The 17,050-nt window shown below is 24.9% G+C and carries 15 protein-coding genes, 1 tRNA gene and 1 pseudogene; 15 read left to right on the top strand and 2 right to left on the bottom strand.

The window, feature by feature from the left end:
• The first annotated feature begins 14 nt into the window (after positions 1-14).
• From T352_RS0101535 to T352_RS07395, 7 genes and pseudogenes are all read left to right on the top strand, one after another.
• Complete coding sequence (locus tag T352_RS0101535) at positions 15-1,031, top strand: branched-chain amino acid aminotransferase (protein ID WP_026391468.1); 1,017 nt, start codon at positions 15-17, stop codon at positions 1,029-1,031.
• Positions 1,032-1,075: 44 nt separating this feature from the next.
• On the top strand, positions 1,076-1,747 hold the full coding sequence (locus T352_RS0101530; RefSeq protein ID WP_026391467.1) for a hypothetical protein: 672 nt from the start codon (positions 1,076-1,078) through the stop codon (positions 1,745-1,747).
• Positions 1,748-1,794: 47 nt separating this feature from the next.
• Complete coding sequence (locus T352_RS0101525) at positions 1,795-2,196, top strand: hypothetical protein (protein WP_026391466.1); 402 nt, start codon at positions 1,795-1,797, stop codon at positions 2,194-2,196.
• The gene (locus T352_RS0101520) at positions 2,189-2,707 is read left to right on the top strand and encodes a hypothetical protein (protein WP_026391465.1); all 519 of its coding nucleotides are present in this window, start codon (positions 2,189-2,191) and stop codon (positions 2,705-2,707) included. The genes T352_RS0101525 and T352_RS0101520 overlap by 8 nt, the downstream gene beginning before the upstream one ends.
• A gap of 87 nt (positions 2,708-2,794) precedes the next feature.
• Positions 2,795-3,244 (top strand): MarR family winged helix-turn-helix transcriptional regulator, encoded by a 450-nt coding sequence (locus T352_RS0101515; RefSeq protein WP_026391464.1) that lies wholly within the window; start codon positions 2,795-2,797, stop codon positions 3,242-3,244.
• A complete protein-coding gene (locus tag T352_RS0101510; RefSeq protein ID WP_084301348.1) occupies positions 3,228-4,958 on the top strand; it encodes an ABC transporter ATP-binding protein in 1,731 nt (576 codons plus the stop codon). The genes T352_RS0101515 and T352_RS0101510 overlap by 17 nt, the downstream gene beginning before the upstream one ends.
• Positions 4,958-6,810 (top strand): annotated as a pseudogene (locus T352_RS07395) (ABC transporter ATP-binding protein). The gene T352_RS0101510 and the pseudogene T352_RS07395 overlap by 1 nt, the downstream one beginning before the upstream one ends.
• Positions 6,811-6,881: 71 nt before the next feature.
• Here T352_RS07395 and T352_RS0101500 read toward each other — a convergent pair.
• Positions 6,882-8,012 carry a CPBP family intramembrane glutamic endopeptidase gene (locus T352_RS0101500; RefSeq protein WP_026391462.1) on the bottom strand — a complete coding sequence of 377 codons (1,131 nt, stop codon included), beginning with the start codon at positions 8,010-8,012 and terminating at the stop codon, positions 6,882-6,884.
• Between the two features lie 113 nt (positions 8,013-8,125).
• On the opposite strand from T352_RS0101500, the gene T352_RS0101495 reads away from it, so the two are divergent.
• The 5 genes from T352_RS0101495 to T352_RS0101475 are packed head-to-tail and all read left to right on the top strand — an operon-like array spanning position 8,126 to position 13,958.
• On the top strand, positions 8,126-8,983 hold the full coding sequence (locus T352_RS0101495) for a phosphotransferase (RefSeq protein ID WP_026391461.1): 858 nt from the start codon (positions 8,126-8,128) through the stop codon (positions 8,981-8,983).
• The gene (locus T352_RS0101490; RefSeq protein WP_026391460.1) at positions 8,983-11,973 is read left to right on the top strand and encodes an EAL domain-containing protein; all 2,991 of its coding nucleotides are present in this window, start codon (positions 8,983-8,985) and stop codon (positions 11,971-11,973) included. The genes T352_RS0101495 and T352_RS0101490 overlap by 1 nt, the downstream gene beginning before the upstream one ends.
• Positions 11,973-13,010 carry a hypothetical protein gene (locus T352_RS0101485; RefSeq protein ID WP_026391459.1) on the top strand — a complete coding sequence of 346 codons (1,038 nt, stop codon included), beginning with the start codon at positions 11,973-11,975 and terminating at the stop codon, positions 13,008-13,010. Before T352_RS0101490 ends, T352_RS0101485 begins: the two co-directional genes overlap by 1 nt.
• A gap of 41 nt (positions 13,011-13,051) precedes the next feature.
• A complete protein-coding gene (locus T352_RS0101480) occupies positions 13,052-13,249 on the top strand; it encodes a hypothetical protein (protein ID WP_026391458.1) in 198 nt (65 codons plus the stop codon).
• 37 nt (positions 13,250-13,286) lie between these two features.
• On the top strand, positions 13,287-13,958 hold the full coding sequence (locus T352_RS0101475) for a Type 1 glutamine amidotransferase-like domain-containing protein (RefSeq protein WP_026391457.1): 672 nt from the start codon (positions 13,287-13,289) through the stop codon (positions 13,956-13,958).
• 151 nt (positions 13,959-14,109) lie between these two features.
• Here T352_RS0101475 and T352_RS0101470 read toward each other — a convergent pair.
• Positions 14,110-14,185, bottom strand: a tRNA-Lys gene (locus T352_RS0101470).
• 89 nt (positions 14,186-14,274) lie between these two features.
• Here T352_RS0101470 and T352_RS07025 point away from each other — a divergent pair.
• The 3 genes from T352_RS07025 to T352_RS0101455 all read left to right on the top strand — a co-directional run bounded on the left by T352_RS07025 (position 14,275) and on the right by T352_RS0101455 (position 17,035).
• The gene (locus tag T352_RS07025; protein WP_035344923.1) at positions 14,275-15,813 is read left to right on the top strand and encodes an ABC-F family ATP-binding cassette domain-containing protein; all 1,539 of its coding nucleotides are present in this window, start codon (positions 14,275-14,277) and stop codon (positions 15,811-15,813) included.
• Between the two features lie 68 nt (positions 15,814-15,881).
• Entirely contained in the window at positions 15,882-16,031 is a 150-nt protein-coding gene (rpmG, locus tag T352_RS0101460) for a 50S ribosomal protein L33 (RefSeq protein WP_026391455.1), read from the top strand.
• An 80-nt stretch (positions 16,032-16,111) separates the two neighbouring features.
• Positions 16,112-17,035: a hypothetical protein gene (locus tag T352_RS0101455; RefSeq protein ID WP_026391454.1), complete on the top strand. Its 924-nt coding sequence runs from the start codon at positions 16,112-16,114 to the stop codon at positions 17,033-17,035.
• Positions 17,036-17,050 lie beyond the last annotated feature (15 nt).

Below are 17,050 nucleotides of genomic sequence, written 5' to 3'. Positions count from 1 at the left end.
ATTGTTTTACTTTGATGTTCGAACAAAAGGAGGACTATATGATTAAAGCAAATGGTTTTAGCTATCAAAAATGTGAATATGTTTATATAAAAGAATTTAAAGATAATAAATGGCAAGAAGGATACTTAAGTACCGAAGATACAATAAATATTTCTGTGATGTCAACATCACTTCATTATGGGCAGCAGGCCTTTGAAGGTCTTAAGGCTTATAAAGTAAGTGATGGGTCTATCAATTTATTTAGAGTAAAAGAAAATGCAAAAAGATTTATTAAAAGTTGTAGTAGAATGATGATGCCTGTAATTTTTGAAGATGAGTTTACTAAAATCATTGTAGAATTAGTAAAAGCTAATAAAAAATATATTCCAGAGAATAATAAAAGTGAAGCTCTATATATTAGACCATTAATGATTGGGGTTGGCCCAAAACTTGGAGTTGGTCCAAGTAATGACTATATGTTAATAGTAACTGTAACTCCAGTAGGTGCATATTTCAATAATTTAGCAAAAACTAGATGTCTTACAACATTTTATGACCGTGCAGCTCCCAATGGAACGGGTATGGTAAAAGTTGGTCCTAATTATGGATCATCGCTTTATGCACTATCTAGCGTCAAAGCATTAGGATATAACGATGCAGTTTTTTTAGACCCATTAACTCATACCAAAATTGAGGAAGTAGGGGCTGCAAACTTTTTTGGAATTACATATGATAATAAGTATATAACACCAAAATCAAACTCAATTCTTCCTTCAATAACTAATGATTCTTTGAAAGTTATCGCAAGAGATTATTTAAGTTTAGAAGTTATTGAGGAAGATGTATACATTAATGACTTAAAAAGATTTAAAGAAGCTAGTGCTTGTGGAACTGGTGCACTTATTACGCCAATAAGTTCAATTACTCATCTTGGCGAAGAAACAGTATTTCTAACTCATGATAAATCTTTGGAACTTAAAGAGATATTAACAAATATTCATTATTCAGTAATTCCTGATAAATATGATTGGATTACAAAAATTGTTTTATAAGTAAAAATTATGTTATAATTAAGACAGTAAATAGGAGGATATATATGAGTAAATCTGAAATAGGAAGACCTTCATATGGTTTTGCATTAAAATGGGTATTAGCAGTAATACTAATTGTTGTTGGTATTGTTTTTAAATTTAATACTGAATTAGTATATTTAGTAACAGGTGGCGTAGTAATTGTATTTTCTATTTTTAGAGTATACTCATTAATGAAATCACTAAACAAAGAAATTCTTAGAACTTTAAATCTTATTGAAATAGTTCTTGATACAATACTTGGAGTTATTTTATTAGTAATTGGGATAAAATCAATGAATGATGAAGTTACTTTAAGTAATACATGGCAAATCGTTTATAAATATAGTTTAGTTTTTATCTTTAGTATGAGAGCAGTTATCTTCTTTTATTCAATTACTTTTCTTGGTGAAAAAACTGAACAAGTTAAATTTTGGGCTCATCTTGCATTATTACCATTAGCAACCGTAATTGTAGCAAATAAGAATTTTGATTCAGAATGGGTTGGTTGGCTATTACTAGTTATTTCTGTAGTTGGTGGTGTATACTTAATTTATGATGGAACTGGTGGGTATGGTAAATACCGTTTATACCAAAAAGCATTAAATGAACAAAAAATGCCAAAACAAAAAGAAATAGAAGAAAGAAAAGATGTAATTCTTGATAAAGAAGAAGAGGATAGACCATATATAAGTTAAATATTAAGTAGACATTATGTCTACTTTTTTATAGGAGGATTGATTTTTTGAAATATTTAAAAAAAATAGTAGTTGTAATTGCAGTAGCAATAATTGGGATAGTATTATATTTGTTAGTAAAACCAGCTAAAACTATCGGAAGTTCATCAATTACGGTTATTTTAGAAAATAGCGAAAGTAAAAAAGAATATATTTTAAAATATAATGAAAGTGAATCACTGTATGATGTTTTAAATAACAATTTCAAAATATATGAAAAACACGGAATGATTATTCAAATAACGACAAACAATCAAGATTTAGTATCTAATTTAGAAACTAACTTTCTTGCTATCTATATTAAAAATAATGATGAATTTGAAATGTCGATGTATGGAGCAAGAGATATGAGTTTAAAAGCGTATGGGATTTATTTAATAAAACTAGAAGAGATTAACTTTGATGAGTAAATTAAGAAGTTTTATTTTAATTGTTAATTTGACTGCAATTTTAATTGTTCAACAAGTATCCTTAGCTTTTATTCCTAATGTATCACTTACAACCTTTTTAATAATTTTATACAGTAAAGTATTAAGAGTTAAAGAAACATCGATAATCATTGTTTTATATAGTTTTATCTTTAATTTAATATCACCAAATGGGATGCTTTTATATACACATTATATTTTTATTGTTATAGCTTGGTTATTTATTCCCTTATTATTAAATACAATATTTAGAAGTGATAACATTTTATTTTTAAGTTTATTTAGTCTTTTTTACGCAATGATATTTGGTTTAATAATGGCTATACCAAGCGTATTTATTACGAAAATTCCGTTTAAAATCTATTTACTAAGTGATCTTCCGTTTCAAATTATTATGGGGTTTTCAAACTTTATTATTGTATATTTACTCTATGAAAAAACTTATAATACCTTTAAAAATATAATTTTAAAATACAACAGTTATCAAAGATAGTTTTGATAACTTTTTTTTGAGTATTTTTATTTGCTTTTTTAAAATAATAGTCTATAATAGTTAGGAGCCTAACAATAAGGAGGTACTATGAAAAATAATCGTTTAATAAAAGAATTATTTATTTCTTCAAATAAATTAAAAAGATTACTAGATAAAAGACACTTAGAAAATGGACTATATGTAGGACAAGCTAGAGTTTTATCATATATCTACCGTAATAAAGATAAAATAATTTATCAAAAAGATATTGAAAAAGAGTTTCAAATCAGAGGTGGTTCAGTAACTGGAATTATTGATGGCCTAGTACTACAAAATTATCTGCTTAGAAATGAATCCAAGATAGATAAAAGAAAAAAAGAAATATCACTTACAAATAAAGGTGAAATGCAAGCAATTAAAGCATTGGAAATTACTAATGAAGTAGAAGAATCATTTAATATAATGCTAGGTGATAAAGATACAAAATTATTGAAAAATGTAATTGATAAAATAGATAAATGGATTGATGAGGAAGAAAGTAATGAGAAAATTATTTAAATATTTTAATACAGTAAAAAAAGAATTAATACTAACACCAATTATTGTTTTAATTGAAGTGTTTTTTGAAATACTAATACCAGTATTTATGAGTAAATTGATTGATGATGGTGTTAAAAACAATGATATGAAGTTAATATACACCTATGGTGCATTAATGGTTATATCAGCAATTATTGCGCTTATATTTGGTATTCTTGTAACAAAGCTAGCAGCAAAAGTTTCAACTGAATTTGGTCATAATTTAAGACAAGCACAATTTGAAAAAATCCAAGAATATTCATTTGAAAATATTGATAATTTTAAAACATCTAGTTTAATTACAAGAATGACATTAGATGTTAATATGATTCAACAAAGTACTAATATGATCATTAGAATTGCATTTAGATCACCGGCTTTAATTATCTTTTCAATTATAAGTATTTTATTATTTGCAGGAAAACTTGCTTTAACATTTGTAATAACAATACCAATCTTAATTGTTGGTTTTTATTTAATCATGAAAACAGCACATAAGCATTTTGTTAAAATGTTTACAAAAATAGATAACTTAAACCAGACTATTCAAGAAGATTTAATGGGTATTAGAACGGTTAAATCATATGTAAGAGAAGATTATGAAGCAAATAGATTTCATAATGCAACTAAAGATGTAAGAGATGTTGCAATAAGAGCTGAGAAAATAATTATTTTTAATAGTCCTTTAATGCAATTTGCTATTGGATTAAGTTTTGTTTTAATTGGTTGGTTTGCTTCAAAAATGATGGTTGGAGGCAATTTAACTGAAGGACAATTTGCAAATTCTATTACATATATTAACCAAATTTTATTTAGTTTAATGATGATTAGTCAAGTATTTTTAATGATTGTAATTTCTAGAGCATCAGTTAACAGAATTAATGAAGTTTTAGATGAAAGACCATACTTAACTGAAAGTCAAGAACCAGTTAATGAAGTAAGAGATGGATCATTTAGATTTGAAAATGTAAATTTTAGTTACAATCAATCAAATGATAAGTATGTTTTAAAAAATATTAATTTAGATGTACCAAGTGGTTCATTTGTTGGAATATTTGGGTCAACTGGAACTGGTAAAACAACACTTGTTCAGTTATTATCAAGACTATATGATACAACTAGTGGCTCTGTTTATGTATCTGGCATCAATGTTAAAGATTACGGATTAGAAACACTTAGAAAAGAAGTAATTTTAGTGTTACAAAAGAATGTTTTATTTAGTGGGACAATTAGAGATAATATTAAATGGGGCAAGAAAGATGCAACTGATGAAGAGATAATTAGAGCACTTAAACAAGCTCAAGCTTATGACTTTGTATTTAAAATGAAAGATAATCTAGATACTTGGATTGAGCAGGGTGGAGTTAATGTTAGTGGTGGACAAAGACAAAGATTAACTATTGCTAGAGCTTTAATTGCAAATCCTAAAATTCTAATCCTAGATGATTCAACAAGCGCAGTTGATACAAAAACTGATGCAAAAATTAGAGAATCATTAAAAAATGAGACGCCAGATATGACAAAAGTCGTAATCAGTCAAAGATTAAGTAGTATTGAAAGTGCGAATATTATAATTATCATGGATGAAAATGGAATTAGTGCAATTGGTACCCATCAGGAATTATACGAAAAAAACTTGATGTATAAAACAATATATGATACTCAAAGCAAGTCTAAAGAGGTGGAACAATAATGAATAAGAAAATACAAGCCAAAAAAGGAACTTTTAAAAGACTACTTAGTATTGTTATTAAAGAAAATGGATTTAAGCTTTTACTTGTAGCAATATTTATGATTGTAGGAACACTTGCTAATGTTAAAGCAGTAAGTACAATTCAAAATATTCTAGAAGAAGCGGTTAGAATATCAGGGATAACTAATCCAAGTTTTGCAGGAGTCATTAAACTAATTACCACAATGATAGTCTTTTATATAATAAGTATTTCATTTACTTATGTTCATTTAAGAATTATGGTTGATGTTGGACAAGATAGTCTACTTTATATTAGAGGTAATCTATTTGAACATATGTTAGATTTACCACTTAATTATTTTGATACAAATAAACATGGTGATTTAATGAGTAGATACACTAATGACGTTGATGCAACCCGTCAAATGATCTCTCAAAGTTTACCACAGCTAGCAACATCAATTCTGATGATGTTTGCATATTTACTTGCAATGTTACTCACATCATGGATTTTATCAATATTTACAATTATATTCAGTGGTATATTAATAATTATAACAAGACTCATTTCAAGAGGAACTAGACCATTTTTTAAAGCTCAACAAGTAAATGTTGGTAAACTTAATGGTTATATTGAAGAAATGATTGAAGGTCAAAAAGTTGTTAAAGTATTTAGACATGAGGAAGAAAATATTAAAGGTTTTAGTGAACTAAATAGAAATGTAACAAATGCAGCAAGAATATCCACTCCACATCTAGAAGTGGAATGTTAATACCAATTACTGTTAATATGGGGTATTTAAGTTTTTCAATTGCAGCAGTATTAGGTGGTATATTAGTTTCAAAAGGACTACTTACAATTCCAGCACTTGTAACATATTTATTATTTACTCGTCAGTTTACTGGACCAGTAAACCAAATGGGTCAACAACTAAACTTTGTTCAAATGGCACTTGCTGGAGCAAGTAGAATTTTTGAAGTAATGGACTTAGAAAAAGAAGTTGATAATGGACATGTTACATTAGTTAATGTTTTAATAGATGAAGAAAATAACTTAATTGAGTCAGAGGAAAATAGTAACCAATGGGCATGGAAAGATAACGATACCCTTACTTTATTAAAGGGTGATGTTGTATTTAAGGATGTTGATTTTGGATATGATGAATCAAGATTAATATTAAAAGATATTTCGCTTTATGCCAAACCAGGTCAAAAGATTGCCTTTGTTGGATCAACAGGTGCAGGAAAAACAACAATAACCAACTTAATAAACCGTTTTTATGAAATAAATAAGGGTTCCATCCTGTTTGATGGAATTGATATTAAAAATATTAAAAAATCTTCTTTAAGAAAATCACTTGGTATCGTATTACAAGATACACATCTATTCCACACAAGTGTTAAAGAAAATATTAAGTATGGCAAACTTGATGCCACAATGGATGAAGTAATAGAAGCAGCAAAACTTGCTAATGCACATGAGTTTATTTTAAAACTTAAAGATGGATATGATACTATAATTACTGATGATGGAGCAAATCTATCACAAGGACAAAGACAATTACTTTCAATTGCACGTGCAGCAATATCCAATCCACCTGTTTTAATATTAGATGAGGCTACTTCATCAATTGATACATACACAGAAAAATTAATTCAAGATGGAATGGATAAACTAATGAAAGGCAGAACAGTATTTGTAATTGCCCATAGATTATCTACAATTAAAAACTCAAAAGCAATTATTATCTTAGAAGATGGTAAGATTATTGAACGAGGTGATCATGATACTCTAATTGAGCAAAAGGGTGTTTATTACCAGTTATTTACAGGTGTTTTTGAATTAGAATAAAATTTAGCTTCTAGGCAACTAGAAGCTTTTTTTTCATAAAAAAAACTTAACGTTAAGTTAAGTTTCTAGTTTTATAAAAATGCAACAAGTACTGCAAATAAGTTACTTAAAGCATGAAGAATTATAAGTAAAGTAATATTTTCCTTAGTTTTATGATAATAATATGCAAGGAATGCACCTATTCCAATATATGGGATAGAAAGAATTATAACTTCAAGAAATTTCATCATTTCAAACCCATTCATAAATAGTAAAACCATTTCGCTTGTAAGGTGGATTGAACCAAAGAATATTGCCGAGACAACAATTGCTATTTTTTTGTTTTTAAATAAATTGAAAATTGAATATCTAAACACTAATTCCTCAACAATTGGTGCAAGTATAACAGTTGATAAAAATAAGAAAATACCAGCACTAGAGTTTAACATGTTAATTATTTGTGTTTGATTATCTGAAGTACTTTTAAAGTTTAACAACTGACTAATTAGTGTAACTGGAATATTGATCATGAATGATGCAACCAACATAGCAGCAAATCCCTTAATTGATTTAGTAAATATAGGTTCTTCTTTATCTGCCAATAATAAATTAAAGTCTTTGATAACAACTTTGTAGTTAAAAGCCATTAAAACTAGAGCAACAATCAAGTAAGTTGAGAACATCAAAAGTGCATTTTTGTTATAAGTATATGCAGAAGTTATTTTCTGATATTTACTATCTTTGATGTCAAGAGCTGAACTTATTGAGCTAGAAGAACTATAAAATAAATTAAATTCAATTTTTTTATCATCCTCTAGTGTAACTACATCAATATTTTGTGCTATTATATCTTCAAAAGTTAAAGTTTCACTTAAATAATTTTGATATAAAGTATTATTAGTGTTTGATACTAATATTAAAGAATTATTAAAATCTACAGTGAATAAATTATTAAAATCACCAGAATTATTTTCATAATATGAAGTATCGATAATCGCAACAGCATCACTATAATTTTTCATTGAATCTAAAACAACTTTGTTTGGATTGTCCCTCTTAATAAAAAGCATTGGAATAAGTGAAGCAAATCCAATAATAAATAAAAAGAAATAAATCAAAATATTAATAAATCCTTGATCTCTTTTTTTAATAAAATCTAAATTTTCTTGTTTGTGTTTAAAGATTTCCTCATAATTAATAATATTATCTTTTTTTTCTTGCATAGTATCCCTCGTTTCTTATCTTATTTAATTATATAATAATAATATTATTATTCAAGAAGAGTTTAAAAAAAGTAATATTATGATATTATATAAATAAGAAAAGTAGGGATAGTATGGTTGATGAAATAATAAAAGAGATAAAACATATCATGAATGTAGAAGAAATAAAAAATTTAACAAGATTTAGCGAAGGAATGAGTAATTATACTTATTACTTTGAAAGTGATAATATTAAATATGTATTTAGGAAAATAGGATTAGAAGCCGATAAATATGTAGATTACTATAATGAATTAAATAGTATTATTGCCGCAAGTGATAATAATTTAACAAGTGAACTTATATACTTTGATCCAAAGACTGGAACAAAAATTCAAAAGTATATTGAAGGGAATACAATAGATTTCAAAAATTTTAGTTTGTTTAAAAATAAACTAACTGATTCATTAAAAAAGTTACATAAAATAAAAAATTCAAGTATTAAAGATTATGATTTAATAAACAGACTTAATAAATATGAAAGTTATAATAAAGATAATATTATTGATGAGAAATACTTTGATGTAAAAAAGTATTTTATTAATGTATACAATAATAAATATAAGAATACTGAGAAAGTTTTTTGTCATAATGACTTACAAAATATTAATGTAATTGATACAGATAATAAAATATATTTTATAGATTTTGAATATGCAGGACTAAATGATATTTATTATGAGTTTGCCTGTTTTGAAGAAAATTCAACTCTTGTTTTAGAAGCTTATTTTGACCGTAAAATAACTAAAGAAGAAGATAATCATATAAAATTATATAAAATATATCAATCACTTCAGTGGTATAACGTTGCACTATATAAAGAAAGTGTTGGTTTTTCAAAACTTACAAACTATAATTTTTTAGATTTAGCAAACTATTTTATTAGTAACGCCTATAAGATTTATCTAGAGATAAGAGAGGAATTAAAATAATGACTTTAAATGATATTTTAGTGTTAAATAATGATTTATCTAACCTAGATTTAATTATGGAATACCTAGATACATCATTACCAGTAGTTGATTATGAAAGAGCAGTATTAAAATTTTTAGATATTGCAATTTTTAATGAGCAATATGAATTTGCTTTAAAACATACTAGTAATTTAATGCAAAATATTTTAGATAAAAAACCAGGAAAAACAAAAGAAAAAATCTATTTTAAATTATTTAATATTGCCTTAAAGTTAGAAAAATTTAATGTTGCATACGATTTTTTAGTAAAAAGACAAGAAATATTACCTGAAATGGATAAATATTTATCTCTCTTAGATGAATATGAATATTATAAAGCATTAGGTGATGACACACTTGATATTTTATTAAAATTAAAACATGATATTATTCCTAAAGATATTTTAGTTTATGTAAAAGAGGAAATACTAAAATATTACACTGATAAACTAGACTTTGAAAAAGCAATAATAATTAACAATGAATTAATTGATGATACATTAAATATTAAGTATGAAAATAATTTAGTAAAACTGTTTTACTTAAAAAAAGACTTTGAAAAAGCAATTGAAGTATCAAAGAAATTAGAAGAAGAAAATAATATTGATTTAAAAACTATTATCTACTATATAGCTTCACTTCGTGAGCTTAAACAATATAAATTAGCAGTCACAGTTGAGACAACCTATGAAATATCGTTTGATAATTCAAGTGACTCTGATTTAAAGACATTTGCATATAAGGAAATTATTAAACTCTATGATGCACTTAATAATAAGTATTCAAAAGACTTATATCAAGCAAAATTAGATAAAATAACTCCTAAGGAAAAAGAAATAGTTAAAAAAACTGAAAAACCAATTAAAGAAGTTGTAAAGATTAAAGAAATAACAACAAACAGACTAATTAGTAGTGCTAAATATTTAGAACATTTCAGTTTTCTAAAAGAGTGGAATATTTTTTCTCATAATCTAGACTTAAACTTAAAGTTTAGAGAATATCTAAGACTATTATTTATTGAAATAAATAAAAAATTTGAGTTTCTTGATGTTATTGTATATTTAAATAATTCCTTTGATTCTAATCTGTTTAATTATAAAAAGGGCAGATTATATGATAAGAAGATCTTAAGACATGTTTTGGATGATACAATTATATCAGAGACAATTGCTGAAGGTCATGATATCTTTATTAATCCAGAGAACCTTATAAAAAATAAAAATATTCTCACCAATAAAGAGTATGATGATGAAGTTAAGTTTATATATAGTTTTTATATAAATCAAGATTTTGTTGTTTTATTCCATCTTGATGAAGAAATAACCGATCAAGGTGTTTATTATGAATTATTAAGTGGTATTACTAATATAATTTATTTAAGAATACTTGATTTAGGTAGTAATACAAGACTTAAAAATGAGTCAAATTATTTAAACAATGTATTTAATAATAAAATCATGCCAATGCGTATACTAAATGAGACTAGATCAAAATATAATGTGAATGCTATAAACCTGTTTAATATAGAAGAAAATCTTTATTTAGAATTATTTATGCGTGAAATGGATTTAGAAGATGCTAAAAATTATGAGAAAGTAATAAATAGACTATTTAATTATCCAAATGAAACAAACATAGTTACTTATAAATACCAAGATATTTATATAAAAGAGTATTTATTTGCCGTAAATGAAGAAAACAAAGTCTCAGTTGTAAGTTTTTTTACAGATGTTACAAGTGTTCTATTAAATGAAGAAGATTTAAAGAATAAAGTTATCTTAGACAACGAAACAACTTTATTTAATAAAAATCAACTAATTTTAGATTTTAATGAACATATCAAAGATAAAGCAACATTTGTTTTAGTTGAACTAGATTTTTCTGCTAAAGAAATTTATGGCAGCGAGCGAATGAATAAGTTTTTCATTGAGTTTTCTCACGCAACTAAGAAACATTTTTCCGAAAAAGTTTATAGATATGACCATAATCAACTTTTAATAATTTTAGAGTATAACGATATACGAACTGTAACAAATACAGTAAATCAGTATCTTCAAGTTGTAAATCACTTAAAATCAGTAATTCTAAAATATGAAAAATTCAAGGTTTTTATAAGCTTCTTAAGATATCCAGTTGCTTCAAATGACAAAAATCATGATAAGATTTTTAGATATCTTGATGTTTCTTTAGCTAATGCTAAAAATACAAATACTGATTTTGTCGATTTTAGTCACAGTCTTTATGAAAATGAAGTTTATGAACAACAAGTAATTGATTACTTAAATTTAGCTATTGAAAATAAAGAGTTATCAGTCAATTTTAAACAAATAATTGATACAAACGATAATTTAGTAGTTTTATATGAAAGTGAATTAAGTCTACCTCAAATTAATACTGAAAATAATTACTTAAAACTAATTGCAAAAAAACGCAATAAATTAATCGAACTTGAATACTTTCATATTGAATATATTGCAAGTTTCTTAAACAAAATGAAAAAAGAGACTAATCATTTAATAAATATCTTAGTTCCAATCTCAAAAGAAACATTTTTAGATAACTTATTTGAGTCAAACTTAATAACAATATATAAGAAAAATAATATTAACTTTGAATCTATTAGACTACTAATTAATGATGAGATTAAATCTGCAAAAGATATTTTAAAAATTCAAAGTTTAAATAAACTAGGTTTTAAATTAGAAACTACAAATGTTACTTCAGTTTTACATGAAAATTTTTCAAAAGTTCATTTAGATCTTCAAAAAAATAGCAAAAAGATAAAATTATATTATCAAACAATCAATGAATTTCTAAATAATTTTAATATTAAACTTGTTATTAGAAATGTTAATACAGTAGAAGATAAAGAATTTATAAACAGTTTGGGTATTAATTATATTGAAGGTAAATTGTACAAAACGATTAGTCCAGATGTAATATTAAAACAAATAAAGGAAAAATTATAATGAAATGGTTAGAAGATTATATTAAAAAGTTAGATAATAAATTAGATATTATTAAACTAGGATCAACTCTTAAAACGCTAGAACAAATAGACAAAGTAATTTTGTATCATAATAATCATTCGGATCAATTAGAAGAGGCAATTATTATTGATATTTTTGGTCTGCTTCAAAGTTTATTTGTAGGAGTTGATGCATTATATGTCTTAACTCTAACCCTAACCAAAAATAAGGCATATATCAATATCAATCAAAATAAAACACTAAATCATTTAAAGCATATTAGAAATGATATTGTAGGTCACCCTATTAGTAGAAAATATGGTGATTCAGGAATTGGCTATTCAATTATTAAAACTGATAGTCTTAATTATGATTCTTTTGATTATACAACGTACTTAAAAACTAATGGAGAAATTAGTAAGACTGAGACTAGTGTTGATTTAAGTGATATGAAAGAACAATATTTAAAAGAAAAAAATATTATTACTGAAAGACTTAAAGCATATGTCATATTAGATAAGAAATCAATTGATTTTAGTGATTTAATATATGCCTTACTTCATGATTTTAATATTGATAATTTATATAAGATTAAAAATAAATTTATTAATAATTTTGGTAATATTGAAACTCATCGTTTTATTTGGCGTATTGACCTAATTGAATATTTACTAAATTATAAAACTGATGAAAAAGAAATAGAAGAACTAATTAATTACTTAAAAAACATTCAAGCAGTAAAATTATTAGAAATTAATTATTCAATGCTGGAAGTAAAAAAATCACTTCCTAAAATAAAAAATCCCTATATAATTAAAAAGACATTTGAGTATTTAAATGAAAACACTAAATATGCGGATTACATAAGAAATCTTCATGATGCAAATAATCCGTATTTTAAAAGTGACTTAAATTATTTACTGAAAAATGTTGATAATAAGCATTTTATTAAACTATTAGAGTTAATTAACAATGCTGATAATCCATTTTTAATCTATTTAATCGGATCAGTATTAAAAAAATATCAAATTAGATAATTATATGTTATAATATATTGTAATTGTAAGGAGGAATCTAAATGGCTTGGAGCAATGAAACATATATAATTGGTGAAAAATGTCGTGTTGAAAATGAAAAAGATGAAGGTGTAATAACAAGAATAGATAAAGAACGTGGTTTAATCTATGTGTTATTTAAAAGAATGAGAGAAGAACCATTCCCATATCCAGAAGCAATTGAACAAGGAATTATTATTCCGTTAGTACAAAAAAAATAAATGTGAGCAATCACATTTTTTTAATAAGGAGGACTAAATGGTAAATGTTTTATTAAGTAGATCTAGTGCACTTAACTATCCCTTTGTTAAAAATGTATTAGATGAAATACTAAAGCCTAATATGAAAGTTGTAGTAATTGCATTTTCATTTTTTGGCAATCTAACTAAAGAAGAATATAATCAAACCTATAGTGATAATAGCGAATATGTAGTTAAAATAAATGAAAACTTTAATGATTATGGTATTACTAATATCTCATGGATAAAATATTATGATATGACGACTGATTTAATGATTAGTTTAATTAAAGATGCTGATATTTTATATTATCCTGGTGGTGCACCTGATTTAATGTTTGAGCGAATTAAAGAAAAAAAGATTTTTGAAGCTTTAAAAAGCTTTGATAAAATAATTATAGGATCTAGTGCCGGATCTATGATTCAGTTAGATAACTATCACATTTCAAAAGATAATGAATATTTTAAATATAGTATGAACGAAGGAATGGGTTATATTAATAATATGTTTGTTGAAGTTCACTATAGAAGAAGAAAGAAACAAAAAAGTTCTTTAAGAAAAGTAAGAAGATTATATAAAAAAGATGCTTACATAATTCCTGATGATGGAGCAATTATTAAAATTAATGATAAAATATTAACACTTGGAACAGCAAGAAAGTTTTCAAATAAAAAAGGAATTATTAAATAACAGTTAAAACTGAATTTATTAATTCCTTTTTATAAAAAAAAACCATTTAATGGTTTAATTATTTGATTTATTAAATTAAATTTTATTGTATTAATCAATAAAAAAATGTATAATAAACAAGATAATTTACTACAATTTAATAAGTAGTAAATGGTACACCCTCAGGGGCTCGAACCCTGGACCCACAGATTAAGAGTCTGTTGCTCTACCAACTGAGCTAAGGGTGCAAATCAATATTAATATTATAGACCTATATAAAATAAAAATCAAGTATAATTTAAAAAAAAATTATAATTTAATGAAGATGGATGATTTAATGATAGAAATAAAAAACTTAAACTTTTCATATAGTAATGAAAAACTTTATAACAATTTAAACTTTAGAATATTAAATAATGAACATGTTGTTTTAGTCGGGCCAAATGGAACTGGTAAATCAACTCTTTTAAAGTTGATTGCTAAGGAATTAATACCTGATTCCGGGAGTGTTATTTATGAAAAGGAATTAAAGGTAGGATATCTTGATCAGTACATGAAAATAGATAATAAAATGTTAGTCAAGACTTATCTTTATGATGTTTATGAAAAATTATTTGATCAAGAAAATTTGATGAATAAAATGTATCATGATATAAGTAATCCAAATATAAGTGAAAATGAAATGGAACGACTATTAAATATCGCATCTAACATTCAAGAACAATTAATAGAAAGTAATTTTTATCAAATCAAATCGGAGATCAGTAACATTATTCATGGATTTGGCTTATCAATGGACGTTTTAGAACAAGAAATTAAAACTTTAAGTTCTGGAATGAAGTCAAAGATAATACTAGCAAAACTGCTTCTTGAAGAAAATGATTTAATCTTACTAGATGAACCAACTAACTTTTTAGATATTTCTCATGTAATATTTTTAAGTAAATTTCTAAATAATTATGAAAAAGCATTCATTGTTGTAAGTCATAATGTAGAATTTGTTAGAGAGATTGCCAATGTAATTATTTCAATAGAAGGTAAAACAGCGGAACGTTATAAAGGAAATTATGATTTTTATTTAGTTGAAAAAGAAGTTAGAGCAAACTTACTTGACAAAAAATATGAAGCACAACAAAAATTAATTAAAACTACTAAGGATTTTATTGATAAAAATATTACAAGAGCATCAACAACCAAGCGTGCACAAAGTAGAAGAAAAATGCTCAATAAGATTGAAAGAATTGAAAAAAGAATTATTGATAGAACATATAACTTTTCATTTCCAATAAAACTACAAACAGGTAAAGATGTTTTAAAGGTAGTTGATCTAGAAATTGGTTATAATAATAACTCACTTTTAGAACCACTTAATTTAATTATTAGAAATAAGGATAAAGTTGTTATTACTGGTAAGAATGGTATTGGTAAATCGACATTAATTAAAACAATAATTGAAAGTATTCCTAAAATTAGTGGAGATTTTTACTGGGATAAAAATGTTAAAATAAACTATTTAGGACAAGATGAGTTTTATCTAGTAAATGATACACCATTTAATTATGTAAGTAATTATTATGAGTCATTTACAAACAAAGAAATTTATGCATTACTTGCAAGGTACGGTATTACCTTTGAAATGGCAAATAGACCTATTAATACCTTGTCTGGTGGCGAGCAGATGAAGATTAAGCTTGCTTTAATGAAAGATAATTATGGGAATGTTTTAATTCTTGATGAACCAACTAATCATCTAGACATTAATGCAAAAGATGCACTTAAAGAAGCACTAAATAATTATGAAGGAACTCTTATTTTAGTATCCCATGAGGCTTCGTTCTATGAAGAAATATGTGATTATGAAATAAGTTTGTCCTAATTAGTTTTTTTTATTGAAATTCAGAAATTAATTTGATATAATATTAAAGAAGTTTGGAGGGAATAAATATGCGTGATTTAGTTAGACTAATTTGTACAGAATGTGGAGAAGAAAATTACTACACAGATAAAAACAAAAAAACAATTACAGGACGTTTTGAAATTAAAAAATATTGTCCAAAAGAAAGAAAACATACATTACACCGTGAAAAACGATAAAAATAAAGTTGTTTCTATTAAGTAAATTTTTTAATTTGCTTTATAGAAACTTTATTTTTATATAGGAAAGGAAGAAGAATGTGGAATTTTTAAAATATTATTTATTATACATACCTTTATTTATAGTACTAACAATACTAATTCTTAAATACTTAAATAAACAAGATGATGAAAAAAGATTATATTTTTTAAAAATAGTTGCTCTTGTTGGAATAATACTTCATATAAGTAAACCCTTGTTTTATCCTTATAATGGCAATATTTTAATTGAAGGTACAACTAATCCTGATATTTTTAGTTTTCCATCAATTTTAAGAAAAATAACAATTGAAAATATATCAGCTGCAACAACTATTTTTTATTTGCCAATTTTAATTTCTAAAAATAAAAAATTGTTAGATTATATTGTAATAATTGGTTTCTTAGGTGGTTTTTTAGCAATTATTTATCCTGCAGAAGTAATATTTAATACGTTTGATAGCCTACCTATCGATCAAAATAACTATAAAAAAGGTTTATTTACCTTTGACACAGTGAGATTTTATTTTGTTCACTATATTCCATTTATAATATCATTTTCATTAATGTATTATAAATTACATGTGTTTGATTCAAAACGTATGATGTTTTTTCCAGTATCACTAATGATTTTATTGTCAGTTCTTTATTTAAATGAACTAATAATCTGGAAATTAGGTTGGTTAGATGATATTGAAAATATTTTAATTTCAAAGGGTAATATCGGAGCTAAAGGTGAACTATTTTATGATAGAAATTACCGTAACTTCTCATTTGTTTTTGGGATTCCTGATAATTTTAAAGAAATGGGTATGTTTATTGACATTTTAGTACCTAAATTTATGAAGGAACCAAATTATATACCAGTATTTTGGGTTACGTTACCTGTGTTTTTATATGGACCACTTTTATATCAAGCGTTTAATAAGGTTTCAAGTAAAATATATTATAAAGAAAATAATGAAATTGATTATTCAACTGAATAATCTTTTTTTATTGAT

It is taken from the genome of Haploplasma modicum ATCC 29102, from assembly GCF_000687835.1.
Classification (GTDB): domain Bacteria; phylum Bacillota_I; class Bacilli_A; order Acholeplasmatales; family Acholeplasmataceae; genus Haploplasma; species Haploplasma modicum.
This window is presented reverse-complemented; position numbering and strand designations above follow the sequence as displayed.